We start from the raw sequence: 26,573 nt of genomic DNA on the forward strand, positions 1-26,573 counted from the left end.
AGGAGGAGCACACCATGACCGCCGCATTGCCGTATTTGGCGTTTAAAGGCATAGGTAAAACCTTCCCGGGCGTGAAGGCGCTGGATGACATCAGCTTTAGCTGCCAGGCCGGGCAGATCCACGCGCTGATGGGGGAAAACGGCGCCGGGAAATCCACGCTGCTGAAAATTCTCAGTGGCAATTACGCGCCAACCCAGGGGGAAATTCAGCTGCAGGGACGGTCGGTGCAGTTTGCCAACACCACCGATGCGTTGAATGCCGGGGTGGCGATTATCTATCAGGAACTGCATCTGGTGCCGGAAATGACGGTGGCGGAGAACATTTATCTTGGCCAACTACCGACCAAACGCGGGCTGGTGGATAGAAAACTGCTGCGCTATGAATCCCGCTTGCAACTGGAACACCTGGGCCTGGATATTGATCCGGATACGCCGCTGAAATACCTGTCGATCGGCCAGTGGCAAATGGTGGAAATCGCCAAGGCGCTGGCGCGCAACGCCAAGGTGATCGCCTTTGACGAACCCACCAGTTCACTGTCCGCCAGAGAGATTGAGCAACTGTTCCGGGTGATCCGGGAATTACGTGCCGAAGGGCGGGTGATCCTGTATGTCTCGCACCGTATGGAAGAAATATTTGCCCTCAGCGACGCCATTACCGTGTTTAAAGATGGCCGCTACGTGCGCACCTTTGACGATATGCAGCAGGTGGATAACGCGCAGTTGGTGCAGGCGATGGTCGGGCGCGATCTGGGTGACGTCTATGGCTACCAGCCACGTGAGCTGGGGCCGGTGCGTCTGGAGCTCAAGGGGCTGAAAGCACCGGGCGTCAAAACGGCGATCGATCTTAGCGTGCGGGCCGGAGAGATCGTCGGGCTGTTCGGCCTGGTGGGAGCCGGGCGCAGTGAACTGATGAAGGGGGTTTTTGGCGCCACACGGGTCAGTGCCGGTCAATTGATGCTGGATGGACAGGCGATCGCCATTCGTTCACCGATTGACGCGATCCGCGCCGGTATCATGCTGTGCCCGGAGGATCGCAAGGCGGACGGCATCATCCCGGTGCACTCGGTGCGTGACAACATCAACATCAGCGCAAGGCGCAACAGCCTGCGCGCCGGTTGCCTGATTAATAAAGGGTGGGAGGCCAGCAATGCCGATCATCATATTCGTGCATTGAATATCAAAACGCCTGGCCCTGAGCAGTTGATTATGAATTTGTCCGGCGGCAATCAGCAGAAGGCCATTCTGGGCCGCTGGCTGTCGGAAGAGATGAAAGTGATCTTGCTCGATGAACCAACACGCGGCATCGACGTCGGTGCCAAGCATGAAATTTATCACGTCATTTACCAACTGGCGCAGCGCGGCATTGCGGTGCTGTTCGCCTCCAGTGACCTGCCAGAGGTGCTGGGGCTGGCTGACCGTATCCTGGTGATGCGTGAAGGCGCACTGTCCGGCGAATTACGGCATGACGAGGCCAGTGAGGAAAAAGCCCTCAGCCTGGCGATGCTGCGCACCCCCGATATAGCCCCAGATGCCGCTGCGGCGGTGGCCTGATTGTGAAGGAGAAAGAGATGTCGACCATAACGACCCATTCTGTGAAAAAACGCAACGGCCTGGGGCTGGCGCGAATTTGGGACAGCTACGGCATGCTGGTGGTGTTTGCGGTGCTGTTTTTAGCCTGCGCGCTGTTTGTGCCCAACTTTGGTTCCTTTATCAATATGAAAGGGCTGGGGCTGGCGATTTCGATGTCCGGCATGGTGGCCTGCGGCATGCTGTTCTGCCTGGCCTCCGGTGACTTTGACCTGTCGGTCGCTTCGGTGATTGCCTGCGCCGGGGTGACCACCGCGGTGGTGATCAACATGACCGAAAGCCTGTGGATCGGCGTGGCCGCCGGTCTGTTACTGGGCATGGTCTCCGGGTTGATTAACGGTTTCGTTATCGCCCGGCTGAAAATCAACGCGCTGATCACCACCCTGGCCACCATGCAGATTTTCCGCGGGCTGGCCTACATTATCTCCGACGGTAAAGCGGTGGGCATTGAGGATGAACGCTTCTTCGCCCTGGGTTACGCCAACTGGCTGGGCCTGCCTGCGCCGATCTGGATCACCGTCGCCTGTCTGATCCTGTTTGGCTTCCTGCTCAACAAGACCACCTTTGGCCGCAATACGCTGGCGATTGGCGGTAACGAAGAGGCCGCGCGGCTGGCCGGGGTGCCGGTGGTACGCACCAAAATCGTGATCTTTATGCTGTCCGGGCTGGTGTCCGCCGCCGCCGGTATCATTCTGGCTTCGCGCATGACCAGTGGCCAGCCGATGACCTCAATTGGCTATGAGCTGATCGTGATCTCCGCCTGCGTGCTGGGTGGTGTGTCACTGAAAGGCGGCATCGGTAAAATTTCCTACGTTATCGCCGGCATTCTGATCCTGGGCACGGTGGAAAACGCCATGAACCTGCTGAATATCTCGCCGTTCTCGCAGTATGTGGTGCGCGGCGTGATCCTGCTGGCGGCGGTGATTTTCGACCGTTACAAACAGCAGGCTAAACGCAGCGTTTAAATTGCCAACCCTGTTCACAGTTCTGTTATCGGCCCGGGCAGTTATCCACCGGGCCGCTAAGCTAGGATTGATATCTAAGCTATAAGATTGCCGGGAGGACCGATGTATCATCGCATGGCACAGGAACCGCAGCCGAACCCGCTGTTGCCGGGTTACACCTTTAACGCTTATCTGGTGGCGGGGCTGACGCCGATCATGGCGGACGGTCCGCTGGATTTCTTTATCGACCGCCCCGGCGGCATGAAGGGCTATATTCTCAACCTGACCATCAAGGGCCAGGGCAAGGTGTTTGACGGCGAAGATACCCTTTACTGCAATCCTGGCGATCTGCTGCTGTTTCCGCCTAAAGCGGCGCATTACTACGGCCGTTCGCCGGACAGCGACTGCTGGTATCACCGCTGGGTGTATTTCCGTCCGCGCGCCTACTGGGCCGACTGGCTGGAATGGCACAGCAAAACGCATGAAGTGGGGCGCCTGACCTTGCCGAACAATAACCTGTTACTGGAGTTCGATCGGCTGTTCGCCAATATCGAACAGACTCAGCGTTCCGGTCGCCGCTTTGCCGAAGAGCTGGGGATGAACCTGCTGGAGCGTCTGCTGTTGCGCGCGATGGAGGAGGACCCGCTCAGCCCGCAGAAAATTATGGATCCGCGAGTCATTGAGGCCTGCCAGTTTATCACCGGCAACCTGGCCGGCGAGCTGCGGATTGACGAGGTGGCGCGCCATGTCTGTTTGTCACCATCGCGGTTGGCGCATTTGTTCCGCGAGCAGGTGGGCATCAATATTCTGCGCTGGCGCGAAGATCAGCGGGTGATCCGCGCCAAGCTGCTGTTGCAGACTACGCAGGAGTCGATCGCCACCATAGGTCGGGTGGTGGGTTATGACGATCAGCTGTACTTTTCCCGGGTATTTCGCAAGCGGGTGGGCGTTAGCCCGAGCGATTTCCGCCGCCGCAGCCTGGAGATAAACTACCCGGCCAGAAATCAACGTGAACAGCCTTATGTGGCGGCCTCAAGTTAACATTAAATTTACTTCTTGTTCCCGCCTGCATCATGGTGTCAAATCTGATGGGTCTATTGCGAGCCAGTAAGAGGAAACACCATGGCAGAAAAACTTCGGGTTGGGCTGGTCGGTTACGGCTATGCCAGCAAAACCTTTCATGCGCCACTGATCGTTGGCACTCCCGGCGTAGAGTTGGCCGCCGTTTCCAGCAGCGATGCCGGGAAAGTGCACGCAGACTGGCCGTCGATGACGGTAGTCAGCGATCCGCAGGCGCTGTTTAACGACCCTTCTATCGATCTGATCGTCATTCCTACCCCCAACGATACCCACTTCCCGCTGGCACAGCAGGCCATGGCCGCCGGTAAACATGTGGTGGTGGATAAACCGTTTACCGTGACGTTGTCACAGGCTCAGGCGTTAAAACAACAGGCGGAGCAGAGCGGCCGGCTGTTGTCGGTATTCCACAACCGCCGCTGGGACAGTGATTTTCTGACGCTTAAGACGCTGCTGAAAGAAGGCGCGCTCGGCGAGGTGGTTTATTTCGAATCTCATTTCGATCGCTTCCGGCCAGAAGTGCGTCAGCGCTGGCGTGAGTTAGGCGGCGCAGGTAGCGGCATTTGGTACGATTTGGGGCCGCATCTGATCGATCAGGCGCTGCAACTGTTCGGCAAGCCGGAAACGCTGTTTGTTGATTTGGCCGAACTGCGTCCAGGCGCGCAGTCGGTGGACTATTTCCACGCGGTGCTTAACTACGGCAAACGTCGGGTGGTCCTGCACGCTACGATGCTGGCGGCGGCGGAATCCGCCCGTTATATCGTGCATGGCACCCAGGGCAGCTTTATCAAATTTGGCCTGGATCCGCAGGAAGACCGGCTAAAAGCAGGTGAGCGTCTACCGCAGGCGGACTGGGGTTATGATATGCGCGACGGTGTAGTGACGTTGTCACGTGATGGCGTGCTGGCGGAAAAACCGCTGCTGAGTATTCCGGGCAACTACCCAGCCTATTACGCGGCTGTGCGTGATGCGATTAACGGTGTGGGTGAAAACCCGGTACCGGCCGCCGATGCCATCCAGGTGATGGAACTGATCGAACTGGGCCTGGAATCGGCAAAACAGCAAAGAGCGCTGCCGGTAGCCTAACCGTCGTGCTTTCCTATCCGGGTTCGGCTGACCGAACCCGCCTTACTCCTCGAAGGATCCGGTTCCATGTCCTGGTTGCAACGTCTGCGCATTGATAAATTTTTGCTGGTTTTGATTCTGGTGGTGATCGTCGCCTCGGTTTTCCCCTGCGAAGGGATATGGAAAACCTTCTTTGATCGTCTGACCACCGCCGCCATCGCGCTGCTGTTTTTTATGCATGGCGCCAAGCTGTCGCGTGAGGCGATTATCGCCGGCATGGGCCACTGGAAGCTGCATCTGGTGGTGTTCCTCAGTACCTTTGCGCTGTTCCCACTGCTGGGGCTGGCGATGAATTTGATGGTGCCGGGGCTGATGACGCCGACGGTCTATATGGGCTTCCTTTACCTGTGTGCGCTGCCGGCCACGGTGCAGTCGGCCATCGCCTTCACTTCGGCGGCGGGCGGTAACGTGGCGGCGGCGGTATGCAGCGCTTCGGCATCCAGCATCCTCGGCGTTTTCCTCTCGCCGCTGCTGGTGGGCGCACTGATGCACACCCAGGGCGGTGATACTGACGTATTACACGCCATCGGTTCGATCATTTTGAAACTGATGGTGCCGTTTGTGGTGGGCCATCTGGCACGGCCGCTGATCGGCAAATGGGTCGATCGCCACCGCAAGCTGATTAATCTCACTGACCGGTCATCGATTTTGCTGGTGGTGTATACCGCCTTTAGCGCCGCGGTGGTAGAGGGCATTTGGCACAAGATTGACGGCTGGTCGTTGCTGACCATCCTGGTGATGTCTTTGGTACTGCTGACGGTGGTACTGATTATTAACACCTATGCCGCGCGTTGGCTGGGATTCAACACCGCCGACGAGATAACCATAGTGTTCTGCGGTTCGAAAAAGAGCCTGGCGAACGGTATCCCGATGGCTAACGTGCTGTTCCCGGCGGCGGCAGTGGGTGCGATGGTGTTGCCGCTGATGATTTTCCATCAGGTGCAATTGATGGTGTGTGCCGTACTGGCCCAGCGCTATGCGCGCAAAACCGCCAAACAGCGCGCAGAGGTGCAGACAGCCAAGTAAAAAATGGGCGCGAAATCGCGTAATAAGAATCTACGTCGTGGCTTAAGTGGGCGTCCCCCTCTCCATGGGGAGAGGGCCGGGGTGAGGGGCTTTGCATCAATTCTGCATGCATCCCCTCACCCTAACCCTCTCCCAAAGGAGAGGGAACAATATCGCTTCAACTGGTAAGTATTACGCGTAAGAGCGCCCGTTATTCCATTCAATCAGCCGCGGACTTTATCGCGCAGCGCCTGCTTTTCCTGCTCGCTAAGGAATGCCATTTTCAGGCCGTTTTCCTGAGCGGTGCGGATCTCCGCCGGCGTCAGCCCGGCCTGTGGTGCCGCTACCAGGTATTCGTGCTCAATTTCTATGCCCTGAACCGCCGGATCGTCGGTGTTGATCGACGCCATGACGCCGTGACGCAGGAACTTCGCCAGCGGATGCTGCGCCAGAGAAGGCACGGTGCTGGTCTGAATGTTGGAGGTCAGGCAAGACTCGATACCAATGCCGTGTTCCGCCAGGAAGTCCATCAATGCCGGATCTTCAACGGCTTTCACCCCGTGGCCGATGCGCTCTGCGCCCAACTCACGGATCGCCTGCCAGATGCTTTCCGGGCCGGCGGCTTCACCGGCGTGCACGGTGATACGCAACCCGGCGTCACGGGCGCGGTTAAAGTGGTTGAGGAACAGGCCACCTGGGAAGCCGAGTTCGTCACCGGCCAGATCCAGCGCGGTAATACCGTCACGGTGTGCCAGCAGACCTTCCAGCTCTTGCAAGCAGGCGGCCTCGCCGAAGGTACGGCTCATGATGCCGATCAGGCGCACATCAATGCCCAAATCGCGGGAGCCGGAACGAATGCCATCAATCACCGCCTCTACCACCCCAGCTACCGGTAACTGGTGCTTCATCGCCATGTAATACGGCGAGAACCGCAGTTCGGCGTAGTGCAGACCGGCGTTAGCGGCGTCCTCAACGTTTTCGTAAGCGACCCGGCGGCAGGCTTCCAAATCCCCCAGCACCGCCACTCCCCAGTCGAGCTTTTGCAAAAAGCTGACCAGATCCGGTTCGGCATGGGTGATTTGCACGTGCGGACGCAGGGCTTCCAGTTCGTCGGCTGGCAGGGCAAGGTTAAACTGACGGCCCAGGTCGAGGATGGTTTGCGCACGAATGTTACCGTCGAGGTGACGGTGGATGTCGGTCAGCGGAAGGCGGGAGTCAATCATGATGTGCACTCGTTATTTTGTTGTAGGTAAAGTGCAGATCAGTATAAAAACAAAATGATGAAAATTGCCATGTCGTTGCATAAAAAAGCGACTTCAATCACATTAATTGCGACTGGTGCCGCACTTTCAGGCGAAGGCGGGAGAAAAATCGCCCCCGCGACCCGGCAGGTAAACTGTGGGTTGACCCCATCAGCCGACCCTCAGTTTAGTGATATTTTCATCGTTGTTATCGGCTACGCCATGCAGCGCCAGCCAATGCGTAATTTTGCCGATCTCCAGCGGTAGCGCTTGATCAACACGGATCACCGGACCGATAGCCATCGGCATGGCACGCTCGGCCAGCGCCCGCAGCTCAGGCAAATATTCTGCGCCGGGGTGGCCTGCCGATCGCTGGCCGAGGCGGGCAGCATAGCGTTCGGCCGCCAACTCCGCGGAGATCTGATTCCACACTTCCAAAACCTGAGTCACGCCCGCTTCGCGCAGGTATTTGCGCAGCAACTCTCTGGGTTGAAAGCCATACCAGGCGTCAATCACATAGATACAGCGCTGCGGTGCCTGCGCCACCATAGACCAAATGGCCTGATAGGCGGCGTAACCTAGCCGACGGTTAAGCTCACGATCCACGTTGTCCAGCTGCGCCATAAAGGGTTCCTTGATGCCGTCTAGGCTCAAATAAGGCAGGCTAAAGTGCTGCGCCAGCGCACGGGCGAGGGTGCTCTTGCCAGAAGCCGGAATGCCATTGACCAAAATAACGGTTTTGTCGCTGCTGTCAGTTAGCGCAGTCATAAGATTTCTACCACCTCTTGCCAGAGTTTGGCGGCGCGCAGTTTATCGAGCCGCTGTTTGTTGTCCAGTAACTCGACAATCGCCCGGATGCCTTCTTCAATATGCCGGTTGCTGTCCGTTGCGCCGAACAGGATGACAATATCGGCCTTTTCACTGTCCTGAAAGGCGATGGCCTGGTCCAGCAGCACCATGCTGAAACAATCTTTGATCACGCCACATTCCGGCCGGGCATGGGGGATGGCAATCCCCTCATCAAACACATAATAAGCGCCATGGGCCAGCGTATTACTGATCACCGCCTGGTGATAGGAAGGGTGAATATAGCCGTTCTCGACCAAAGGCTGTGCCGCCAACTCAATCACCTTTTTCCAGTCCGTTTCCTGCACGCCGACCTGTATTGCTCCGGCCTCGATCAACAGTTGTTTAATGGTCATCATGTTCCCTCAAAGAGACTTCCTGATAATATTGCGCAGCTCGTCCATTTTGATAAAAACCACATCGATTTCCTGGCGGTGATTTTTATTTTTGGCATAAATCTTTAATGCCCGATTATAGGTCAGCATTAATTTTTTATGAATTTCGCCGTTTGCCGGCGCGGCGGCCAATTGCTGCTCCAATAATGTTATTTCTGCTGATATATCATTGGCTTCAGCATCGTTTTGCGCATCAGGTGCGGCCTTTTTATTTCGCTGTAATTTCATAAAATTAAGCATAGTATTCTCCAGCCCCGACGGGCGCCGGGGCACCAGGGTTGTAGGGTTATATTAAAAAGAAAACGGGGCAGTGATTATCTAAACAGGCCGATCTTTTCCGTTAATACCTGGGTGACGGCATTATTGGCCGGGATCAGGAATTTGCGCACGCTGTCATTCACCTTGCCCTTTTCGAATGTTTGCATGCAGCGTCCGACCCATTGCACGTTCATTTCTGTGCCCACATTGACCTTTTCAATACCGCCTGCCACTGCTCGTCGCATGTCCTCATCGCTGACTCCGGTGCCGCCGTGCAGGACCAGTGGGGTACCGGTGGCCGCGGTGATTTCCGCCAGCCGCTGATGCTGGATATGTGCCTTACCGGTGTACATGCCGTGAACGGTGCCGACCGAGACGGCCAACATGTCGACCCCGGTTTCATCGACAAAGCGTTTGGCGTCATCCACCGTGGTAAAGGTGATATCTTCTTCCGCCACCGCCTTGCCGTCCTCCGAACCGCCGATAGCGCCCAATTCGGCCTCAACCGAAACGTTGCGCTGGCGTGCAATGTCGATCACCTTGCGGGTATTGGCGATGTTTTCGTCCATTTCCAGGTGAGAACCGTCGTACATCACCGAACTGAAACCGGCGTCGATCGCGGTCACGATGGAGGCGATATCCGAGCAGTGATCCAGATGCAGGCAGGTGGGCACATCTTCACTCTCTGCCAGTGAGCGTACCGAATCAACCAGCAGTTTGTAGCCCAGATACTCGGCGGTGCCGGTTGAAATCTGGATCATCAGCGGGCTGTGGGTGTCCCTGGCCGCTTTGAAAAAGGCCGGCAGCATCTCCAGACAGTGGAGGTTGAATGAACCTATTGCCTTGAAATCACGGGCTTTGGCTACGGACAACAGCTCGTTGAAGTTATAGAGTTTCATGGACTTTTTCCTCATGGTGCTTGGTTGATTTACCGTTAACAAACCACGCAATCAGCGTGACGAAGATGATGAACAGAGCGATGAACAGCCAGTTACCCTGGAAGGCATGCCCCATCACCAGGCCGCTACTGATGACGTCGGAGTCGCTGAAGGTCACGCCGACAAAGCCGTAGCTTTCCAGCATTGGCACCAGAATGGCGGGCAGGAAGGTGATAAACAGGCCGTGGACCACGCCGCCGATCATGGCGCCGCGTCGGCCGCCAAGCGCATTGCCGAAGATGCCAGCGGTGCCCCCGGCGAAGAAGTTGGTCAGCAGGCCGGGCAGGATCATCGCCAGCCCGAACATCGGGAAAACGATCATGCCGATGATGGAACCCAGGGTGGTAGCCAGGAAGCCAACGATCACCGCGTTAGGGGCGTAGGGGAAGAGTACCGGGCAGTCCAGTGCCGGTTTGGCGTCCGGTACGATGCGCATGGCGATGCCGCGAAAGGCCGGGACCAACTCATTGAGCAGCAGACGCACGCCGCTGTAGAGGATAAATACCCCGGCAACAAACTGGATGGCCTGCATAAAGGAGTACATCAGATAATTCATGCCGCCGGCATACTGGGCGATGTATTGCGGGCCGGCGGCCAGTGCGGGGATCAGATACATCGGGATCATCACCACCGCCATCGACAGGTAGGTGTCCTGCAGGAACTTGAAGTTGTCGGGCAGCTCCAGATCTTCGGTTGAGCGGGATCCTTTACCGACCACTTTGGCGACCGCCGCCTGCACCAGATAGCCGATGGTGCAGAAATGCCCCAAAGCGACATCATCCGAACCGGTAATCTTGCGCACCACCGGCTGTGCCAAGGCCGGCATTAGCACCGCCATTACGCCGCCAAATATGCCGCCGGTCAGGATCAGCGGCAGGCCGGTTAGCCCCGCTTTATAGCCGATCACCGCCCCTATGGTGGCCATCCACAGCAAGGCTTGCCCGGTCAGGAAGATGTATTTGAACGGGGTGATACGCGCAATAATGATATTCACCGCGAATATCACCATCAGCGTCATCGCCACTTCCGAGCCGAGTTCGCGGTTGGCCAGGCCGGCAATGGCGGCGACGTCGGTGATGTAGCCGGTCATGCCGAAGCCGTGGGTGAAGATGCTGTTCAAATAGGTCAGGGCGCCGACAATAATGTTGATGCCCGCCATCATGATCAGAAAACCCAACAGGGTTTTAAAGGTGCCCTCGGCCACTTTTCCGGTGGATTTTTTCTGCAGTATCAGCCCCAGCATGGCAATAAAGGCGATCAGGATCGAAGCCTGACCGAGCAGGTCCTTGACGATAAAGTCAATCAGGCTATTCATGGTGGGCTTCCTTCATATCGCGCTCTTTCAAAAAGGCCACAATCTTTTGCTCAATTTCCGCCTTATCGGTGAGCCGGTGGAGAATAATCACCCGTTTCTTTTCTTCTTCGCTGGCGTCGGCATTTAAAATGTCGGCGAAGGTTTTTTGGGTCAGAATAATGTCTGATTTAAAGGCGCTGGCCTCAGAGATAGTGGTGTGATCAATATCTGCCTCAATCTCTAATTTTTTCAGCACCGCTCTTGCGCTCATTTCGATGGCAAAGCTGGAGCCGAGGCCACAGCCACATACGCACAGTATTTTAAGCATGAGTCTCTCCTCAGATTATATTTAATTGCCTGGCGAGTTTATAATGGTGTCCTTCGGTATCAACCAAACGTTTTTGCATGCTGATTAAATCAATAGGGATGGGTTGGTTAGCGGAATTAATAATGACCGCCTTGTTTTTCATGCCAGAGTGAATACAGCGAACCACTTCGCTGGCCATAATAGTGCCCTGATAAATCTCTTCACAGGTGGGATCGCCATTGCGCAGGCCATACCCCATAATGGTTTTACGGATGCGCACACCAATTTTTGGCTCGAGCTGTTTAATCATTGTGTCGATGGCACCCTGAAAACCCGGTGAATATTCTTTGGTATAGCCTTCTGAACATAAAATAATAACGCTATTTTGTTGTTCCAGTCGCTGGCTTATTTTATCTGCCAGTTGGCTTAAGGCATGTTGGCATTCCGGGATCAGGGCAAAGTCTGCATTGGATTTGATCGCCGCCTGCAGCGTTAGTTCCCCGCAGTAACCGCCAAGCAGTTCAATCATAAACACCCGCCCGGGCAGGGAGCGCCCGGTGTTACGCAGTTTGGAAACCTCTTTGATCACCTGTTCGCAGGCGGTGGAAAAACCAATGCTGTAAAGGCTGCCAAAAACATCATTGTCGATGGTCATGCCTACGCCAAAACAGTTAACGCCAAATTCACTGAGGGTATTTAAAAACTGCAGCGAACCGTCGCCACCGGCCATAATAAGCACGTCAATGTGCAAAGCCTTAAGCTGTTTGCTGATGGTTTCATATTCACTGGCGACCAGTTTTTTGGCCGTGCGGCCGGAAGACATTATTGGCATTGGTGAAATAGCGTAATCAACCAGGTCACGATGACTGATAGCTTGATGATGATTAGCCAATAATCCGGGTATTCCGCCGTTAAACAGAATGATATCTGCCTGCGTCAGTCTCGCGACCTGGAATATAAAGTTATTGATACCGGTGACGTCGCCGCCGCTTATTACCACACCGATTTTCATATGCCTGCTCCCAATCTGTTCCGTGGAGCTCATTGTCATTTTTGGCATCGCTAAAATTTGCAGGCGATATCACAAAACAATCACAAATATTTTCGTGAATGACCTTGACATGCTGATGATGGGTGAGGTTTTTGAGAGGGAGATCTCGTTTTTATTTGGGGGCTATAACCGGGATTTAAACACTATTTATTAATAATCATCACGTTACATTTGAGTTGTTATGAAATTATTTGCCAAGGGGAAAGTGACTCGCCGGGAGAAAATAAGTTTAATGAAGTGTGATTGTTCTCGCATTTTTATCCGACGTGCGGAGATTAACCATAATAAATACGCGGAAGTTTTAATAGCCACGTATTTATTAGGTCATTTAATTGTGCAGGCCACTCAGGCTTTGATTACCGTCAACCCGGCCTGTTCCAGCGGGGCAATCAGCGTGGCGTCGGTCGAACGTTCGACAATAATGCTCTGTGCCAGACTGAGATCGCCAATCGCATACTGTGAGGCGGCATTCAGCTTGGCGGCAGAGGCCAACACTACGGTTTCGGCTGCGCGCGCTGCCAGAGCGCGTTTGATATAGGCCTCTTCGAGATCGCCGGTGCTCAGGCCGGCGGTCGGGTGTACGCCGGTCACGCCCATAAAGTAGAGATCGGCGCGAATGTGCGACATTGCCTCAACCGCCGCCGCGCCCACGCTGACGATCGAATGTTTGTACAACCGCCCACCAATCAGGATCACCTCAACTTTGGGGTGATCAACCAGGCCGACCGCCACGCTGGGGCTGTGGGTGACGATGGTGGCTTCCAGCGTGGGTGGCAGGTGTTTCACCAACTCGGCGGAGGTGGTACCGCCATCAATAATCACCACCTGGCCGGGGGCGATCATGGCCGCCGCGGCTTTGGCAATCGCCCGCTTGGCGGTGGATTCCTGGCCGTTTCTCTCGGCAAAGGTGGCAATCGCCGGGGAGACCGGCAGCGCACCGCCGTGTACCCGTTGCAACAGTCCTTCGCTGTCTAGCTCACGCAAGTCACGCCGCAGAGTATCCTCGGATAACCCGAACATCTCACTGAGCTGTTTGGCCACAACCTGTCCGTCCTCGGCCAGTTTTTCCAGAATGATTTTTTTACGTTGGCTGGTGAGCATGGTGTTTTCCCGTTAAATTTTCTCTGCACGAAATACCTTGATCATACACGAAACTGCACGATAGTATCAATTTCCTTTCCTGACCCTGGAGTTGATCAACATGATAACCACCAAAGAACGGGTTCGCATTGTCGAAACCCGGGTGTTGTCCGATGACTGGTATCTGCTGAAAAAAACCACCTTTGATTTTTTACGCCGCGATGGTGTATGGCAGCGACAAAGTCGCGAAACCTACGATCGCGGTGACGGCGCGACCATTTTGCTGTTTAACCGGCAGGCGCAGACGGTAGTGCTGACGCGTCAGTTTCGCTTCCCGGTGTTCGTCAACGGCCACGACGGCATGCTGATCGAGGCTGCCGCCGGTCTGTTGGACAACGCTTCGCCGGAGGAACGTATTCGCGCCGAGGCGCAGGAAGAAACCGGCTATATCGTGCAAAACGTGCAAAAGGTATTTGAAGCCTATATGAGCCCAGGCTCCGTCACCGAGAAGTTGCATTTCTTTGTCGGTGAATACCATGCCGCCGACCGGGTCAGTGATGGCGGCGGGGTGGAAGCGGAAGGCGAAGACCTGGAGGTGATTGAACTGCCGCTGGCAGAGGCCTTGAGCGCTATTGCGCAGGGGTCCATCGTCGATGCCAAAACCATCATGCTGTTGCAGTTTGTCGCCCTGAATCACACCCTGAGGAATGTGTTATGAAAGCTCAACTGATTTTGATTGCCGGCCCTTATCGGAGCGGCACCGATGGCGACGCGCAGCGGATTGCCGCTAATTTACAGCGGTTGGAGCAGGCGGCGCTGGAGGTCTACCAGCGCGGTCATGTCCCGGTAATTGGCGAATGGCTGGCGTTACCACTGGCGGCGGCGGCCGGTTCAACCCAACATGGCGACGCCATTTGCGAGGAGTATCTCTACCCGGTGGCTCATCGGCTGATTACTCAGTGCCAGGCAGTCTATCGTATTGAGGGGGCGTCGGCGGGGGCAGATAATGACGTGCGGCTGGCCAATGAGCGAGGATTAGGCGTTTATTACCGTCTGGACGATATTCCGCAGGTGGCGTTGTAAGCATCTGGAAAGGCAGGCTTTCGCCTGCCTCTGTGGATTAAACCTCGTCCAACACAAATTTCAGTCCGTTAATCAGCTTGTCCATACCGGCCTCTACCTTGCTGCGCGGACAACCGACGTTCAGCCGCAGGAAGCCACGGCCTTCTTCGCCGTAGGTGAACCCCGGCATAATGGCGACCTTCTCACGCTCGATCAGCACCTGCTGTAACTGTTGGTCGTCAATGCCCAACGGGCGCAGATCGATCCAGGCCAGATAGGTCGATTGCGGCGGTTGCCAGGCCAGTTGCGGGAACGCCTGATGGAGCCTTTCGGCGACGTAGGTCAGGTTGTCCTGCAGGTAATCGCGCAGCGCGTCCAGCCAGGGTTCGCCGTGGCGATAAGCGGCAATATGCGCCACTACCGCCAACACCGCCGGGGAAGACAGCCCGTCGCGGGCCTTGAGTTGCTGGTTGTAGGCGTCGCGCGCGGCATCATCGCTGATAAAGCCGTAGGCCCCGGTCAGCGCCGGGATATTGAAGGTTTTGGAGCCGGAGGTCAGCAGTGCCCAGGGCGTGCTGGCAACCTGACTCCACGGCGTATGGCGTTGCTCGCCCCACACCATATCCATATGGATCTCATCGCTGATCACCCGCACCTCATGGCGTTCACACAGCTCGGCCATTTGCTGCAGTTCCTCGGTGCGCCACACCTTACCGGTCGGGTTATGCGGGCTGCACAGCAGCAGAATTTTGGTTTGCGGCCGTGCCAGCAACGCTTCCAGGTGGGCCATATCACACTGCCAGTCGTTGCCGTCTTTGTGCAACGGGCAGGCCAGCAGTTGGCGCTGATTACCGAGGATCACCTTATAAAACGCGTCATAGGCCGGGGTGTGGGTGACGACGTATTCCCCCGGTGCCGACCACAGGCGGATTAACTGCGCCACCATGTAGATCACCGACGGGCCATACACCGCCATCTGGGTGTCGATGGGCGTATTGAAGCGCTGCTGATACCAGTGGCGCACCGCGCCGAGGAAATCTTCATGCTGCCAGCGACTGTAGCCCAGCACGCCATGCTGCAGGCGCTGTTGCAGCGCCTCGAGAATGCAGGGGGCGGTGGCGAAATCCATATCGGAGATGGTGAACGGCAGCAGGTCATCGCTGCCAAAGCGGTCAGCGATATAATCCCATTGCGTGCACCAGGTACCGTGGCGATCGACCGGGGTGGAAAAATCAAACATTTGACGCTCCCTGCAGGGCCGCAGCAGGAGGCGCTGCCGCTATCAGTGAGTCTAATTCATCTTTCACCGATTGCACCTGCGGGCCGATCACCACCTGCAAATTGTGCTCGTTGAGATGCACCACGCCGATGGCGCGATTGGCCTTCAGCGCGGCGTCATCCACCTTGCTCATGTCGTCGACCGACAGGCGCAGACGGGTAATGCAGTTATCCAGCGAAACAATATTCTCACTGCCGCCCAGCGCCGCCAAAATGGCCGGTACGTTATAGCCGGATTTGCCGACCGGGCCTGCAGATGCGCTCTGGCTGGCGGTGGTTTCGCTCTCGCGACCCGGCGTTTTGATATTAAAGCGCTGAATGGAGAAACGGAAAATGGCGTAGTAGGCAGCGAACCAAATGGCCGCGACGACGGGCACCAGATACCACTTGGTGGCGGTGCCATGCAGAATGCCGAACACCACGAAGTCGATGATATTACCGTCGGTATTGCCGATGGTCACGCCCAGCAGCGCCATCACGGTGAAGCCCAGCCCGGTCAGGACGGCGTGAATGAGGTAGAGGAAAGGCGCGACAAACAGGAACAGGAACTCGATCGGTTCGGTGGTGCCACCGACCACGCAGGCCACTACGCCGGAGATCAGCAGGCCCTTAATCTTATGGCGGTTTTCCGGCTTGGCGCAGTGGTACATCGCCAGCGCCGCACCCGGCAGACCGCCGAGGAAGGCCGGCATCTTGCCCTGGGACAGGAAGCGGGTGGCGCTTTCAGCAAAGCCGGTGGTGGTCGGGCAAGAGAGTTGCGCCTGGAAAATGGTCAGCGCGCCGCTCACGCTATGGCCGCAGACGTCCAGCGTGCCGCCCGCTTCGGTAAAGCGGATCAGCGCCACCAGAATATGTTGCAGGCCGAACGGTAACAGCAGACGTTCACCGGTGCCAAACAGCATCGGGCCAAAGGCACCGGCGCTGTTGATCACCCAGCCCAGACCGGTAATGCCGGCGGCGAACCACGGCCAGATCAGCGGGATCACCAAACCACACAGACCCAGTACCAGGGTAGTGACGATCGGCACAAAACGGGTGCCGCCGAAAAATGCCAGCGCATCCGGCAGGCGAATGTTGTGGAAACGCTCATGCAATTGATAAACGATAATCCCGACGATCACCGCACCCAGAATGCCGGTATCAATCGACTGGATCCCGAGAATGTTTTGGATGTTGTTGGCTTTCAGCACCAGCGGATCGGTGGTGGGTAAAATGCCGGTGGTGGTCAGATAGAAGTTGGTGGCCAGATTCAGCACCGCGAAGCCGACAAAGCCGGAGAACGCGGCGACCCCTTTGTTTTCACGCGCCATGCCCAACGGAATGGCGATGGCGAACATCACCGGCAGGAAGCTAAAGGCAAAGGAGCCGATCTTGCTCATCCAGGTGAACAGCAACTGGAAAGCAGGGTGGCCGATAAACGGCAGCAGGGTAATGACATCGCGGCTGCTTAGCGAACTGCCGATGCCCAGCATGATGCCGCAGAACGACAGCAAGGCGACGGGCAGCATGAATGTTTTGCCCAGGCTCTGGAAAAACTCCCAGAGCGTGATTTTTTGTTTTTTAGGTGCTGGCATAACCGGCGGCTCCTGGCGAAAAAACGTGCGAAAGTGGTGTGTACCCCTGTTAGGTAAAAATAAGATAAAACGTTTTACCTAGCAAAAATGCGCCGCTAATCACAATTCCAGCGTGCACTTTACGGCGACAATGGCAAGACCAGTAAAACGTTTTACTGACCAAACAGATTCGGTATACCATTTGCCTTACCAGGCAGAATGCCCAGGATCGGGCTTGCAGAGGTCATGACCATCAAAAAGATTACCATCACCGATGTTGCACAGCAGGCCGGCGTCTCGGTCACTACCGTTTCGCTGGTGCTGAGCGGCAAAGGGCGTATCTCGCCCACCACCGTGGCGCGGGTGAATCAGGCGATCGAGCGCTTGGGCTACGTGCGCAACCGTCAGGCGGCGACGCTACGTGGTGGCGAGTCGGGGGTGATTGGACTGATCCTGCGTGATATCTGCGAGCCGTTTTATGCAGAAATGACCGCGGGCCTGAGCGAGGTGCTGGAGGCGCACGGCAAAGTGCTGTTTCTGACTCAAAGCGGTCGTGACGGCAAGGGGCTGATGCGCTGTTTTGATACTTTGCTCGAGCACGGCATTGACGGCATGGTGCTGGCGGGCGGCGTACGCTCGGCTGAGGGCCTGAAGGAAAAGGCTGCGGAGCAGGGCGTGCCGCTGGTGTGCGCTGCGCGCTCTAATGGGCTGGAAGGGGTCGACGTGGTGCGGCCGGACAATATGCAGGCGGCTAAAATGGCCACCGAATTTCTGATCAAACGCGGTCACAGCCAAATTGCCTATCTGGGTGGGCAAGGCAGTTCGTTAACCCGCGCCGAACGGCTGGGGGGCTTTTGTGCCACGCTGGTTCAGTATGGCCTGCCTTTCCGCTCCGACTGGATTGTCGAATGTGACTGCCATCAACGGGCCGCGGCGGAGGCGGCGGAAAACCTGCTACGGCAACATCCCAATATCAGCGCGCTGGTTTGCCACAAGGCGTCGGTGGCGCTGGGGGCCTATTTTGGCATTGTGCGTAGTGGGCGCAGCATCGGTTCTGAGGGTGTGGATACCTATTACGGCCAGCAGGTGGCGCTGATTGGTTTCGGCGACGTGCCTGAGGCCGAACTGACCGAACCGCCGCTGACGCTGGTCTCCAGTTCCGCGCGGGAAGTGGGGCGCAGCGCCGCCTCACGCCTGCTGCAACGGATTGCCGACGCCGACTTAGCGCCGCAAAACGTGATCCTGCCGCCCTTGTTGATCAAGCGCGGCTCGGCCTGACCTCATTGTTGTTCATCCGTGACCTGTTGCTGGATCCAACTGACAAACACTTTCATTGCCGGGGTCATATCGCGTGATTTCAGGTGGGTCAGCCAGTAGCCGCCTAGATCCGCTTCGGCGCTGAAAGGGCGCTGTAACAGACCTTCGCGCAGCTCCCGAGCAAACATGCGCGCCGGGGCCAGCGCTACACCACCGCTGTGGATCGCCCCTTCCACCATAAGCCGGGAAGAGTCGAACACCGGGCCGTTAATCCGCCACGGCGTGACCTGTGCGGCGGTAAACCAGCGTTCCCATTCGTCCTTGCGGTAGCTGCGCATCAGCCGCTCGTGTTGCAAATCCTGCGGACTGTGGAGGCGGGCGGCAACCTCCGGCGGGCACAGCACCGTCAGCGGGGCATCAAACAATTTGAGGTTGTGGGTCGCCGGCCAACGGCCTTCGCCAAAACGGATAGCGAAGTCCATCCCGTCGGCGGACAAATTAACCAGGTTATTGTTGGTTAACACCCGCAGGTCGATAAACGGATGCGACTCTCTGAACGCCGCCAGACGGGGCATCAGCCAGCCGACGGCAAAGGTACCGACCACGGCTACCGTCAGCACCTCATGGAAATGCCCGCCTTCAAACTGTTGCAACACCGATTCAATACGGTCGAAAGCGTCGGTCAATATCGGCAACAGCGCCTGTCCTTCTTCGGTCAAATCCAACCCACGCGGCAGACGACGGAACAGCTGAATACCCAGTTGCTGTTCCAGCATACGCACCTGCTGGCTGACGGCAGCCTGGGTGACGCTCAGTTCCAGCCCGGCGCGGGTAAAGTTCAGGTGACGGGCGGAGGATTCAAACGCCCGCAGGGCATTGAGGGGAAGTCGGTTACGCATAAAGTTAGCCATAAGTTTTTCTTTATTCTGGCTGAAATTCTTATCGCTTGTCAACCCAGGGATAAACCCTGATATTTAGCCTGCTGGTGCGGAATTAACGCAGTCAGAAAAGGAATAACACCATCATCCAAGGATATCTTCGCGTCGACAGGCAATAAAATCTTTTGCCATCGGCCGATACCCTGCAACTCAAGAGCTTTCACATGACCAAAATAAATCGCCTGGCGGCCGCGTTGTTGGCCGCAATGATCCTGCCGGCAGGCCATGCTGCCGACAAAGCCGAGATTGACGCCATTATTCAGCCGCTGATGCAAAAATATGGCGTGCCGGGCATGGCCATCGCCGTGTCGGTGGACGGGAAACAGCAGTTTTATGATTATGGTGTGGCGTCCAAACAGACCGGCAAGCCGATCACCAACCAGACCCTGTTTGAAGTGGGCTCATTGAGCAAAACCTTCACCGCCACGCTGGCGGCCTATGCGCAAAATGAGGGCAAACTGTCGTTCGCCGAACCGGCCAGCCATTACCTGCCTGAGCTGCGTGGCAGCGCCTTTGACCGTGTCAGCCTGCTGAACCTGGCGACACACACCTCCGGCTTGCCGCTGTTTGTCCCGGACGAAGTGACCAATGACGCGCAATTGATGACGTATTACAAAAACTGGCAGCCACCACATGCCGTGGGGAGTTATCGGGTTTATTCCAACCTGGGTATTGGCATGCTGGGGATGATCACCGCCAAAAGCCTGAACCAGCCCTTTGCGCAGGCGATGGAAAAACAGCTGCTGCCGGCTTTGGGCATGAACCACAGCTACGTTAATGTTCCGGCTGCGCAGATGGATAATTACGCGCAGGGCTACAATAAGAAAGACCAACCGGTGCGAGTCACCCCCGGCCCGTTGGACGCAGAATCCTACGGCATCAAATCCAATGCCGAGGATCTGATCCGTTACCTTGAAGCCAACATGCAGGTGGCCAAGGTGGGGGATAAGTGGCGCAAGGCACTGGCAGCTACCCATACCGGTTATTACCGGGCCGGGGTGTTCACCCAGGATCTGATGTGGGAAAGCTACGCTTATCCGGAAAAGTTGACGACGCTGACGGAAGGCAACAACGCCGGGATGATCATGAACGGCACTCCGGCTACCGCGATAACGCCGCCGAAGCAGGATCAGGGCGCTGCCTGGTACAATAAAACCGGATCGACCGGTGGCTTCTCCACCTACGCGGTATTCATCCCATCGAAGAAAATTGCCGTGGTGATGCTGGCCAACAAATGGTTCCCGAACGACGATCGGGTTGCGGCCACCTACCAGTTGATACAGGCGCTGGATAAACGTTAATTAATGGCCTCTCAGGACGCTGTAATGGCGTCCTGAGACGATGACTGGTGCGCCCGCTTTTCCCGCATAAAATCAACAAATACCCGCAGCTTGAGCGGCATATGCCGACTGGCCGGAAAGTAGATGAAAAACCCGGGGAAGTCGCTGCCATAATCGGCCAGTATTTCCACCAGTTGTCCACTGTTTAGTTCGCGTTGCACCGTGCCGCTAAAGCGCTGGGTAATGCCTAATCCCGCCAACGCGGCGTCTTTAATCAGGCGATCTTCATTAAATATCTGGCTGCCGCCGAACTCCAGCATTAATAGCTCTTCATCCTGCCTGAAATACCATGGCTCAAACTTACCGCTGACGGGGAAACGGTAGCGCAGGCAGTTGTGCTCGTACAGTGCCTGCGGCGTCAGTGGTGTGCCGTACTTTGCCAGATAGCCGGGCGTGGCGATAATCATCCGCCGTTGGCCGTTGTCGATCGGCACTGCAATCATGTCTTTTGGCAGCATGGCGTGCATGCGGATACCGGCATCGAAACTGTCCAACACCAAATCGGAAAAGTGGTCGTCGGTAAACAGTTCAAGCTGCACCTCGGGGTAAAGCGCCTGAAACTCCGCCAGATGAGGCATCACCAACAGCGAGGCGGCCAACTGCGGCAGGGTAATGCGCAGCAGGCCGGAAGGGTGACCGTGCAGGGCGCGAACGTCGTCTGCGGCCCCCTCTATTTGGCCCATCGCCGGCGCCACCCGTTGGTAAAAAAGGTGGCCCTCATCGCTTAGCCGCACCGACCGACTGGTGCGGTTGAACAGCCGTACGCCAAGCCGGGTTTCCAACGCCTGAATATTTTGCGACACCGCGGGTGGGGTGACGCCCAATTGACTGGCCGCCTGGGTAAAGCTGCCCAGCCGGGCAACGGCTTCGAAAAACGGCAGTAACTGCAACAGTGAACTCATCTATCAGTAATCCCTGCTTAATGATTCATTAAGTAATTGGGTGTTTAAATTTATAATAATCGTTTTAGACTGATTTTATTATCCCTTAGAGAGCAACAAAACATGTCGGAACTGAATCAGTCATTAATAAAAAGAGTACAGGCGGTTAGCCAGAAAGCGATAGCCGAACAGCGCATCGTCGGCAGCGTGGTGCTGGTGGCGCAGCACGGCAAGGTCATTTACGCCGAGGCCAGCGGTTACGCCGACCGAGAACAACAGAAGTTGATGCGTCGTGAAACACAGTTCCGACTGTCGTCGGTGTCCAAGCCCTATATCACACTGGCGGCGATGCGCATGGTCGAACAGCACAAGCTGGGGCTGGATGACGCGGTCAGCCGCTGGCTGCCCTGGTTCACTCCGTCGTTGGCCGATGGCCGTCAGCCAGAAATTAAAATCCGCCACTTGCTCAGCCACAGCGCCGGACTGGGCTATCGTTTTAATCAGCCCGTTGATGGGCCGTATCAACGGTTGGGTATTCAAGATGGACTGGCGTTGTCGTCGCTGACGCTGGAGCAGAATTTACGTCTGTTGGCGCAGGCAGATCTGTTGGCGGAACCCGGCAGCGAATTTCATTATTCTCTGGCGATCGACGTGCTGGGAGCGGTGCTGGAGCAGGTGGCGGGCAAGCCGTTGCCGCAGGTGTTCGAACACTGGGTCGCGCAGCCGTTGGGATTGGGCAATACCGGTTTCTACACCAGTGACGCCGACAACCTGGCGACCGCGTATCACGATACCGCCACCAGGCCGGAACCTTTACTGGATGGCATGCTGCTGACACTGCCGGAGGAGTTCGGCTTTGATATCGAAATGTCGCCGTCACGAGCGCTTGATCCGTCGGCTTTTGCCTCTGGCGGGGCGGGTATGGTCGGTGATGCTGACGACGTGCTGCGCATGGTGGAGACGTTACGCAGCGGCGGTGAGGGCATTTTACAGCCGGCCAGCGTGGAGCTGATGCGCCAGCCGCATGTCGGGGCCGAGGCTGAGGTTCAGGGGCCGGGCTGGGGCTTTGGTTTTGGTGGGGCGGTGCTGGTGGATGCCCAGTTGGCGGCGACGCCACAGCACAACGGCACCCTGCAGTGGGGTGGCGTTTATGGACACAGTTGGTTTTACGATCCGCAGGCGGCATTGAGCGTGGTGGCGCTGACCAACACGGCGTTTGAAGGCATGAGCGGGATGTATCCTCAGCAGATACGCGATGCGGTGTACGGCGATTAAGGATAAAACAGGGGCCCGAGCAAGCGGGCCCCGAGGGGAAATATTACTGGGCGGGTGCCGGAGCAGGGACTGCGTCCGGAGCCGGAGTTTCGACCGGGCCAGGTGCACCCAACAGGCCAAAGGTGCCGATGAACTCTTGCAGCGACATTTTGTTGCCGTTCAGATCAACCTGGTTGTCGGCGTAATGGAAGCTGCTGCCGATCACCCCGTCTTTCAGCGTGGTCAATTTGAACATCTGACCCATGGCCGCCAGACCCTGCACCTGTTGCTGCGCCAGTTTCTGCGCCTCTTCGGCGCTATAGCCTTGCAGTAACGCGGTTTGCGAAGTGGTTTCGGTCGCCATCGCCACTGGAATGCTCAGATTAGCGTCCAGTTTTTTCACTGAACGGGCAATCAGCTGATCCGGTGATTCTGCCGGGGAACCGGCTTGCGCAGGATCGGTCAGGTCCAGATTCAGGGTAAAGGTACTTTCGCCCTTGCTGTTTTTCCAGCTTAGTGGAGCAATGCTGATGCTTGGGTTGCCCTTCAACAGCAGCGGCAGGTTCTGCAGCAGGATATCGGTGGTTTGTTGCTGATAGGCAACCGGATCCATGGTCTGCGCCTGTTGCAGCATCTGCATGGCCTGTTGGTTGTAACGGTCGGCAAACTCTTTCAGCGATTTGGCATCCAGTTTGTCGATTTTCAGCGATAGCTTGCCGGAGCCAAAGTCGCTGTTCTGGATCTTCAGCGCGTCCATGGTGTAATCAATCTGGCCGTTCAGGTTAGTGTCTTTCTCCCCGAATTGGCTTGCCAGCTTGAAGCCGTCCAGCGTCAGGGTCTCTTTACCGTCAACGGCAACCTTGACCTGTTTCAACTCCATGTTCTGGTTGCCCAGGCTGAGATCGAACTGCCCGGCGTGGGTCTGGCTTTTCAGCGAGAAGCCCTGCAGCTGAACCTGCTCGGTCTGACCAAACTGGTTCGGGCCGCTGATCACCGCGTTGTCGCTGTTGGCGTCCAGAGTGATGGCTTTCATATCGCGGGACACGTCGGCATTGATGGTCGCACCGCTAAACTTCAGCGAGGACTTGTCTTTCTGGTATTCCAGCGGGATCACGTCAATGGCAGACGAGGTATCACCACTGTAGGAGATACGGGAATCGGCGGTGAACAGCGATTTGCCCTTGGTGATTTCAAACAGGCCCTTGGTCGCCGGGGTATTTTCCAGTTCGGTATGCACCGACGCCATGCTTGGCAGCAGGTTGAATTTTTTCAACTGGGCAAACGGGAAGGGGCCATGGTCGATGGTTTCCATAAACGCCACTTCGTCACCGGCTTTCAGCGGAGCATCGTCGGTGGTGACGCTGCCGTCGGCACGCAGTACATAGCGAATTTTACTGCTGAAAATACCGCGTTGGTAATTTTCATAACCCAGTTTGACACCGGCTTTCGGCAGGTAGGCTTTCAGCTGGCTGTTGGCGTTATCAACCACTTCACCCATCCGTTGTTCGATCAGTTTGCCGGTGTACCAGGAAGCCCCGGTCCATGCTGCGCCAAGAACCACAATGACGCTAACAGCGACTAACGATTTTTTCATAGTTCTGTTCATCCTTATAAAGCCATCTGTTGCAAACAGATGGATGGGCAAATTTGGGCCAATAAAAAACGCCGGCAGGCGTTTACCCGCAGGCGTTTAATTGTGAAGGTAAGCCACTCTTTCAGCAACCAATTTGCGGAAATTTACCGAGTGTTTACGGCAACAGGTTATAAACGCGGGCGATTCGGCCGCTGCCACTGACGTTGACCGGCGATTCGAACGCGCCGATAAAGCAGGATTCACCCGGCTTGAGCACCAGTTGCTGATCCTGTTTGGTTAAGACCGCTTCACCTTCAACGCAGAACACAATGGCCGCGCTATTTTGCGCCAGCGCCTGTGGGGCGGCGGAAAGGTCATGCAGTGAGAAGGCGAAGTCTTCAACCGGGATCGGGAAGAACAGTTCGTCACCGCGCTTTTGCGGCTGGGTCAGCAGGCCGGATGCCGGCTGTGGACGGAACTGCAGGTTGGCTAACAGTTCTGGAATATCGATGAATTTAGGTGTCAGACCGGCACGCAGCACGTTGTCCGAGTTAGCCATTACTTCCAGCGCTACACCCTTCAGATAGGCATGCGGCGTTTCGGCATACAGGAACATCGCTTCACCCGGTTGGAGCTGTACCACGTTCAGCAGCAGCGGCGAGAACAGGCCGCTGTCGTCCGGATAAAAACCGGCGATAAAGCGAATCGTGTCCCAGGTTTCACCCTGTTGGTTATTCAGTGCGGCCTTCAGCACGCCCAGCGCCAGCGATTTTTGTTCGCCGCTCATCGCCAGCAGGCTGGCAAACAGGGACGACAGATGGCTGACATCCGGCTGTTGCAGGAAGGCGGCGATATCATGATGGGCTCCGGCGATCGGCTGCAGCAGGGAAACAATGTCGGACAGTTCGCGGAAGCCATTCATCGCCAGGAAAGGCGTCAGGGCGAACACCAGCTCCGGCTTGTGGTTAGGATCTTTATAGTTGCGTTCAGCCGCGTCCAGGGGAATACCGGCGGCGTTTTCTTTGGCAAAACCGGTTTCTGCGGCCGATTTGCTTGGGTGCACCTGAATAGACAGCGGCTGGTCGGCACACAGCACCTTGAACAGGAATGGCAACTCACCAAAGCGGCGGGCAACGTCGGCACCCAGTTGTTTGGGCTGATCTTCATCAATCACGTCGCGCAACGAGCGCAAATTACCGTCGGCACCGGCCACACGGGAGCTGCTTTTCGGATGAGCGCCCATCCACAGCTCCGCCATCGGCTGCCCTTGTGGGTTGGCGATGCCATAAAGCCGGGTTAACGCGTCGTGGCTGCCCCATGCATAGTTTTGCACTGCGTTGGTCATTTTTTGCATCTTGATAAACATCCTTTGCGTTCGCCGCCAGGGGCGGTAGTAGCTGACTGTTAAAAACCTTGTGCGCCTTATCCTACACGCGAACTGTGGCGTGGAAGCGGGGCGCGATCAAACAAGTGGCCCAAGGCCGGCAAAGTATAACGTGATAGCAACCGCCGTCACAATTGCGCCTTCGGTGACTACGGAGTAAATAGAGTTTAAAAAAACGCCAATGAATTTGCCGTTGAATATATCTTCTGGCAGAAAGTGAAGGTCTGAATATTTTGGCCCATATCACTGCTGCATATTTCAAACTGTGTTTTTTGCATTGAATTATTACCGGCTGAATATCTTTCTCATCATAATTATTCCGTTTCTATTGGCAACCACACGGCTAGCTAAATTTAATAGGCAGTGCCGCTATACAGTGCTCGCCTATAACCCCATTTAATTATTATTAATACTGAGGCGATGATGAAAAAAATGTTACTGGCCCTGTTGCTCTGTACTTCCGGGGCCAATGCGGCCGTGGTGGTCACTCATGCCTATGGGTATGGGATTGCCCGGCCGGTGGTGGTAGCGCCAAGACCGGTGATCGTAGCGCCACGTCCGGTGGTGGTCGTACCGCGGCCTGTGGTAGTCACGCCGGTGCCAGTCGTGGTGTCTGCTGCGCCGGTGGTGGCAACACCGGTTGCTCACCCGGTTGCCGCTGCTGTCGGTGCAGTGGGGGCGGGGGTCTATCGCCATAATGAACGTCAGGACGCCTATGATGAAATCAATCATCTGCAGGACCAGAGAATTAATGCCTATAATCAACATCACCATTAATCTTCTGACTGGAAATAAATAATCAGAGCGCCAGACGGCGCTTTTTTATTACCTATGTTCATCTTGCGGAGCGAGAAAATTCACCAGCCAATAATGGCCGTACAATAAACGGGACATATGGAGAAAAAA

26 protein-coding genes are annotated in these 26,573 nt (G+C 56.3%); 11 read left to right on the plus strand and 15 right to left on the minus strand.

Translation table 11 applies throughout. The features are described from left to right. The first annotated feature begins 14 nt into the window (after positions 1-14). The 5 genes from araG (at position 15) to M2406_RS05530 (ending at position 5,758) form a co-directional block, all read left to right on the plus strand. Positions 15-1,550, plus strand: coding sequence for an L-arabinose ABC transporter ATP-binding protein AraG (gene araG, locus M2406_RS05510; protein ID WP_259189136.1), 1,536 nt, complete (start codon positions 15-17; stop codon positions 1,548-1,550). Between the two features lie 17 nt (positions 1,551-1,567). Further along, positions 1,568-2,551: an L-arabinose ABC transporter permease AraH gene (gene araH / locus M2406_RS05515; RefSeq protein ID WP_012144977.1), complete on the plus strand. Its 984-nt coding sequence runs from the start codon at positions 1,568-1,570 to the stop codon at positions 2,549-2,551. Positions 2,552-2,653: 102 nt separating this feature from the next. Then, positions 2,654-3,571 carry an arabinose operon transcriptional regulator AraC gene (araC, locus tag M2406_RS05520; RefSeq protein WP_012144978.1) on the plus strand — a complete coding sequence of 306 codons (918 nt, stop codon included), beginning with the start codon at positions 2,654-2,656 and terminating at the stop codon, positions 3,569-3,571. An 81-nt stretch (positions 3,572-3,652) separates the two neighbouring features. After that, positions 3,653-4,693: an oxidoreductase gene (locus M2406_RS05525; protein ID WP_012144979.1), complete on the plus strand. Its 1,041-nt coding sequence runs from the start codon at positions 3,653-3,655 to the stop codon at positions 4,691-4,693. 66 nt (positions 4,694-4,759) lie between these two features. After that, positions 4,760-5,758: a bile acid:sodium symporter family protein gene (locus tag M2406_RS05530; protein WP_012144980.1), complete on the plus strand. Its 999-nt coding sequence runs from the start codon at positions 4,760-4,762 to the stop codon at positions 5,756-5,758. 203 nt (positions 5,759-5,961) lie between these two features. On the opposite strand, the gene add is transcribed toward M2406_RS05530, so the two are convergent. From add to M2406_RS05575, 9 genes are all read right to left on the minus strand, one after another. Continuing rightward, on the minus strand, positions 5,962-6,960 hold the full coding sequence (gene add / locus M2406_RS05535; RefSeq protein ID WP_259189139.1) for an adenosine deaminase: 999 nt from the start codon (positions 6,958-6,960) through the stop codon (positions 5,962-5,964). A gap of 189 nt (positions 6,961-7,149) precedes the next feature. Further along, a complete protein-coding gene (locus M2406_RS05540) occupies positions 7,150-7,746 on the minus strand; it encodes an AAA family ATPase (protein WP_259189144.1) in 597 nt (198 codons plus the stop codon). Further along, positions 7,743-8,180, minus strand: a complete 438-nt coding sequence (locus M2406_RS05545) for a PTS sugar transporter subunit IIA (protein WP_026142359.1) — start codon at positions 8,178-8,180, stop codon at positions 7,743-7,745. The genes M2406_RS05540 and M2406_RS05545 overlap by 4 nt, the downstream gene beginning before the upstream one ends. 9 nt (positions 8,181-8,189) lie before the next feature. Then, entirely contained in the window at positions 8,190-8,459 is a 270-nt protein-coding gene (locus M2406_RS05550) for a hypothetical protein (protein WP_259189146.1), read from the minus strand. 74 nt (positions 8,460-8,533) lie between these two features. After that, on the minus strand, positions 8,534-9,376 hold the full coding sequence (locus M2406_RS05555; protein ID WP_259189147.1) for a class II fructose-bisphosphate aldolase: 843 nt from the start codon (positions 9,374-9,376) through the stop codon (positions 8,534-8,536). Continuing rightward, entirely contained in the window at positions 9,363-10,730 is a 1,368-nt protein-coding gene (locus M2406_RS05560) for a PTS sugar transporter subunit IIC (RefSeq protein WP_012144986.1), read from the minus strand. Before M2406_RS05560 ends, M2406_RS05555 begins: the two co-directional genes overlap by 14 nt. Then, positions 10,723-11,037, minus strand: coding sequence for a PTS sugar transporter subunit IIB (locus M2406_RS05565; RefSeq protein ID WP_012144987.1), 315 nt, complete (start codon positions 11,035-11,037; stop codon positions 10,723-10,725). The genes M2406_RS05560 and M2406_RS05565 overlap by 8 nt, the downstream gene beginning before the upstream one ends. A 10-nt stretch (positions 11,038-11,047) precedes the next feature. Beyond that, positions 11,048-12,028, minus strand: a complete 981-nt coding sequence (locus M2406_RS05570) for a 6-phosphofructokinase (protein WP_259189152.1) — start codon at positions 12,026-12,028, stop codon at positions 11,048-11,050. A 384-nt stretch (positions 12,029-12,412) separates the two neighbouring features. Continuing rightward, positions 12,413-13,168, minus strand: coding sequence for a DeoR/GlpR family DNA-binding transcription regulator (locus tag M2406_RS05575; RefSeq protein WP_012144989.1), 756 nt, complete (start codon positions 13,166-13,168; stop codon positions 12,413-12,415). 100 nt (positions 13,169-13,268) lie between these two features. On the opposite strand from M2406_RS05575, the gene M2406_RS05580 reads away from it, so the two are divergent. Both M2406_RS05580 and M2406_RS05585 read left to right on the plus strand, forming a co-directional pair. Next, positions 13,269-13,865, plus strand: a complete 597-nt coding sequence (locus tag M2406_RS05580) for an NUDIX domain-containing protein (RefSeq protein ID WP_259189155.1) — start codon at positions 13,269-13,271, stop codon at positions 13,863-13,865. Next, positions 13,862-14,230 carry an NUDIX hydrolase gene (locus tag M2406_RS05585; RefSeq protein WP_259189156.1) on the plus strand — a complete coding sequence of 123 codons (369 nt, stop codon included), beginning with the start codon at positions 13,862-13,864 and terminating at the stop codon, positions 14,228-14,230. The genes M2406_RS05580 and M2406_RS05585 overlap by 4 nt, the downstream gene beginning before the upstream one ends. Before the next feature lie 37 nt (positions 14,231-14,267). Here the strand turns inward: M2406_RS05585 and M2406_RS05590 are convergent, their stop codons facing one another. Next, positions 14,268-15,449, minus strand: a complete 1,182-nt coding sequence (locus M2406_RS05590; protein ID WP_259189157.1) for a MalY/PatB family protein — start codon at positions 15,447-15,449, stop codon at positions 14,268-14,270. Beyond that, positions 15,442-17,061, minus strand: coding sequence for a maltose/glucose-specific PTS transporter subunit IIBC (gene malX, locus M2406_RS05595; protein WP_259189158.1), 1,620 nt, complete (start codon positions 17,059-17,061; stop codon positions 15,442-15,444). Before malX ends, M2406_RS05590 begins: the two co-directional genes overlap by 8 nt. A gap of 225 nt (positions 17,062-17,286) precedes the next feature. Here malX and M2406_RS05600 point away from each other — a divergent pair, with 225 nt between their 5' ends. Then, the gene (locus tag M2406_RS05600) at positions 17,287-18,318 is read left to right on the plus strand and encodes a Mal regulon transcriptional regulator MalI (protein ID WP_218217785.1); all 1,032 of its coding nucleotides are present in this window, start codon (positions 17,287-17,289) and stop codon (positions 18,316-18,318) included. 2 nt (positions 18,319-18,320) lie between these two features. Here the strand turns inward: M2406_RS05600 and M2406_RS05605 are convergent, their stop codons facing one another. After that, a complete protein-coding gene (locus M2406_RS05605) occupies positions 18,321-19,208 on the minus strand; it encodes a LysR family transcriptional regulator (protein ID WP_012145000.1) in 888 nt (295 codons plus the stop codon). Between the two features lie 191 nt (positions 19,209-19,399). Here M2406_RS05605 and ampC point away from each other — a divergent pair, with 191 nt between their 5' ends. Beyond that, positions 19,400-20,536: a class C beta-lactamase gene (gene ampC, locus M2406_RS05610; RefSeq protein ID WP_259189161.1), complete on the plus strand. Its 1,137-nt coding sequence runs from the start codon at positions 19,400-19,402 to the stop codon at positions 20,534-20,536. 11 nt (positions 20,537-20,547) lie between these two features. On the opposite strand, the gene M2406_RS05615 is transcribed toward ampC, so the two are convergent. Further along, entirely contained in the window at positions 20,548-21,477 is a 930-nt protein-coding gene (locus M2406_RS05615; protein WP_259189162.1) for a LysR family transcriptional regulator, read from the minus strand. A gap of 102 nt (positions 21,478-21,579) precedes the next feature. Between M2406_RS05615 and M2406_RS05620 the strand changes: the two genes are divergently transcribed. Next, on the plus strand, positions 21,580-22,731 hold the full coding sequence (locus tag M2406_RS05620) for a serine hydrolase (protein ID WP_012145003.1): 1,152 nt from the start codon (positions 21,580-21,582) through the stop codon (positions 22,729-22,731). Positions 22,732-22,774: 43 nt separating this feature from the next. Here the strand turns inward: M2406_RS05620 and M2406_RS05625 are convergent, their stop codons facing one another. Both M2406_RS05625 and manA read right to left on the minus strand, forming a co-directional pair. Beyond that, entirely contained in the window at positions 22,775-24,304 is a 1,530-nt protein-coding gene (locus tag M2406_RS05625) for a YdgA family protein (RefSeq protein ID WP_112363829.1), read from the minus strand. Between the two features lie 154 nt (positions 24,305-24,458). Beyond that, positions 24,459-25,637, minus strand: a complete 1,179-nt coding sequence (manA, locus tag M2406_RS05630; RefSeq protein ID WP_259189164.1) for a mannose-6-phosphate isomerase — start codon at positions 25,635-25,637, stop codon at positions 24,459-24,461. Positions 25,638-26,090: 453 nt separating this feature from the next. Between manA and M2406_RS05635 the strand changes: the two genes are divergently transcribed. Then, positions 26,091-26,444: a hypothetical protein gene (locus M2406_RS05635; protein WP_017892718.1), complete on the plus strand. Its 354-nt coding sequence runs from the start codon at positions 26,091-26,093 to the stop codon at positions 26,442-26,444. The last annotated feature ends 129 nt before the right edge of the window (positions 26,445-26,573 follow it).

It is taken from the genome of Serratia sp. BIGb0163 (assembly GCF_024809935.1).
Lineage (GTDB): Bacteria > Pseudomonadota > Gammaproteobacteria > Enterobacterales > Enterobacteriaceae > Serratia > Serratia quinivorans.

Excerpts from the sequence above, each read along its gene's own strand:
- araG (WP_259189136.1), top strand. The coding sequence starts at position 15 with ATGACCGCCGCATTGCCGTATTTGGCGTTTAAAGGCATAGGTAAAACC.
- araH (WP_012144977.1), top strand. The coding sequence starts at position 1,568 with ATGTCGACCATAACGACCCATTCTGTGAAAAAACGCAACGGCCTGGGG.
- araC (WP_012144978.1), top strand. The coding sequence starts at position 2,654 with ATGTATCATCGCATGGCACAGGAACCGCAGCCGAACCCGCTGTTGCCG.
- M2406_RS05525 (WP_012144979.1), top strand. The coding sequence starts at position 3,653 with ATGGCAGAAAAACTTCGGGTTGGGCTGGTCGGTTACGGCTATGCCAGC.
- M2406_RS05530 (WP_012144980.1), top strand. The coding sequence starts at position 4,760 with ATGTCCTGGTTGCAACGTCTGCGCATTGATAAATTTTTGCTGGTTTTG.
- add (WP_259189139.1), bottom strand. The coding sequence starts at position 6,960 with ATGATTGACTCCCGCCTTCCGCTGACCGACATCCACCGTCACCTCGAC.
- M2406_RS05540 (WP_259189144.1), bottom strand. The coding sequence starts at position 7,746 with ATGACTGCGCTAACTGACAGCAGCGACAAAACCGTTATTTTGGTCAAT.
- M2406_RS05545 (WP_026142359.1), bottom strand. The coding sequence starts at position 8,180 with ATGACCATTAAACAACTGTTGATCGAGGCCGGAGCAATACAGGTCGGC.
- M2406_RS05550 (WP_259189146.1), bottom strand. The coding sequence starts at position 8,459 with ATGCTTAATTTTATGAAATTACAGCGAAATAAAAAGGCCGCACCTGAT.
- M2406_RS05555 (WP_259189147.1), bottom strand. The coding sequence starts at position 9,376 with ATGAAACTCTATAACTTCAACGAGCTGTTGTCCGTAGCCAAAGCCCGT.
- M2406_RS05560 (WP_012144986.1), bottom strand. The coding sequence starts at position 10,730 with ATGAATAGCCTGATTGACTTTATCGTCAAGGACCTGCTCGGTCAGGCT.
- M2406_RS05565 (WP_012144987.1), bottom strand. The coding sequence starts at position 11,037 with ATGCTTAAAATACTGTGCGTATGTGGCTGTGGCCTCGGCTCCAGCTTT.
- M2406_RS05570 (WP_259189152.1), bottom strand. The coding sequence starts at position 12,028 with ATGAAAATCGGTGTGGTAATAAGCGGCGGCGACGTCACCGGTATCAAT.
- M2406_RS05575 (WP_012144989.1), bottom strand. The coding sequence starts at position 13,168 with ATGCTCACCAGCCAACGTAAAAAAATCATTCTGGAAAAACTGGCCGAG.
- M2406_RS05580 (WP_259189155.1), top strand. The coding sequence starts at position 13,269 with ATGATAACCACCAAAGAACGGGTTCGCATTGTCGAAACCCGGGTGTTG.
- M2406_RS05585 (WP_259189156.1), top strand. The coding sequence starts at position 13,862 with ATGAAAGCTCAACTGATTTTGATTGCCGGCCCTTATCGGAGCGGCACC.
- M2406_RS05590 (WP_259189157.1), bottom strand. The coding sequence starts at position 15,449 with ATGTTTGATTTTTCCACCCCGGTCGATCGCCACGGTACCTGGTGCACG.
- malX (WP_259189158.1), bottom strand. The coding sequence starts at position 17,061 with ATGCCAGCACCTAAAAAACAAAAAATCACGCTCTGGGAGTTTTTCCAG.
- M2406_RS05600 (WP_218217785.1), top strand. The coding sequence starts at position 17,287 with ATGACCATCAAAAAGATTACCATCACCGATGTTGCACAGCAGGCCGGC.
- M2406_RS05605 (WP_012145000.1), bottom strand. The coding sequence starts at position 19,208 with ATGGCTAACTTTATGCGTAACCGACTTCCCCTCAATGCCCTGCGGGCG.
- ampC (WP_259189161.1), top strand. The coding sequence starts at position 19,400 with ATGACCAAAATAAATCGCCTGGCGGCCGCGTTGTTGGCCGCAATGATC.
- M2406_RS05615 (WP_259189162.1), bottom strand. The coding sequence starts at position 21,477 with ATGAGTTCACTGTTGCAGTTACTGCCGTTTTTCGAAGCCGTTGCCCGG.
- M2406_RS05620 (WP_012145003.1), top strand. The coding sequence starts at position 21,580 with ATGTCGGAACTGAATCAGTCATTAATAAAAAGAGTACAGGCGGTTAGC.
- M2406_RS05625 (WP_112363829.1), bottom strand. The coding sequence starts at position 24,304 with ATGAAAAAATCGTTAGTCGCTGTTAGCGTCATTGTGGTTCTTGGCGCA.
- manA (WP_259189164.1), bottom strand. The coding sequence starts at position 25,637 with ATGCAAAAAATGACCAACGCAGTGCAAAACTATGCATGGGGCAGCCAC.
- M2406_RS05635 (WP_017892718.1), top strand. The coding sequence starts at position 26,091 with ATGAAAAAAATGTTACTGGCCCTGTTGCTCTGTACTTCCGGGGCCAAT.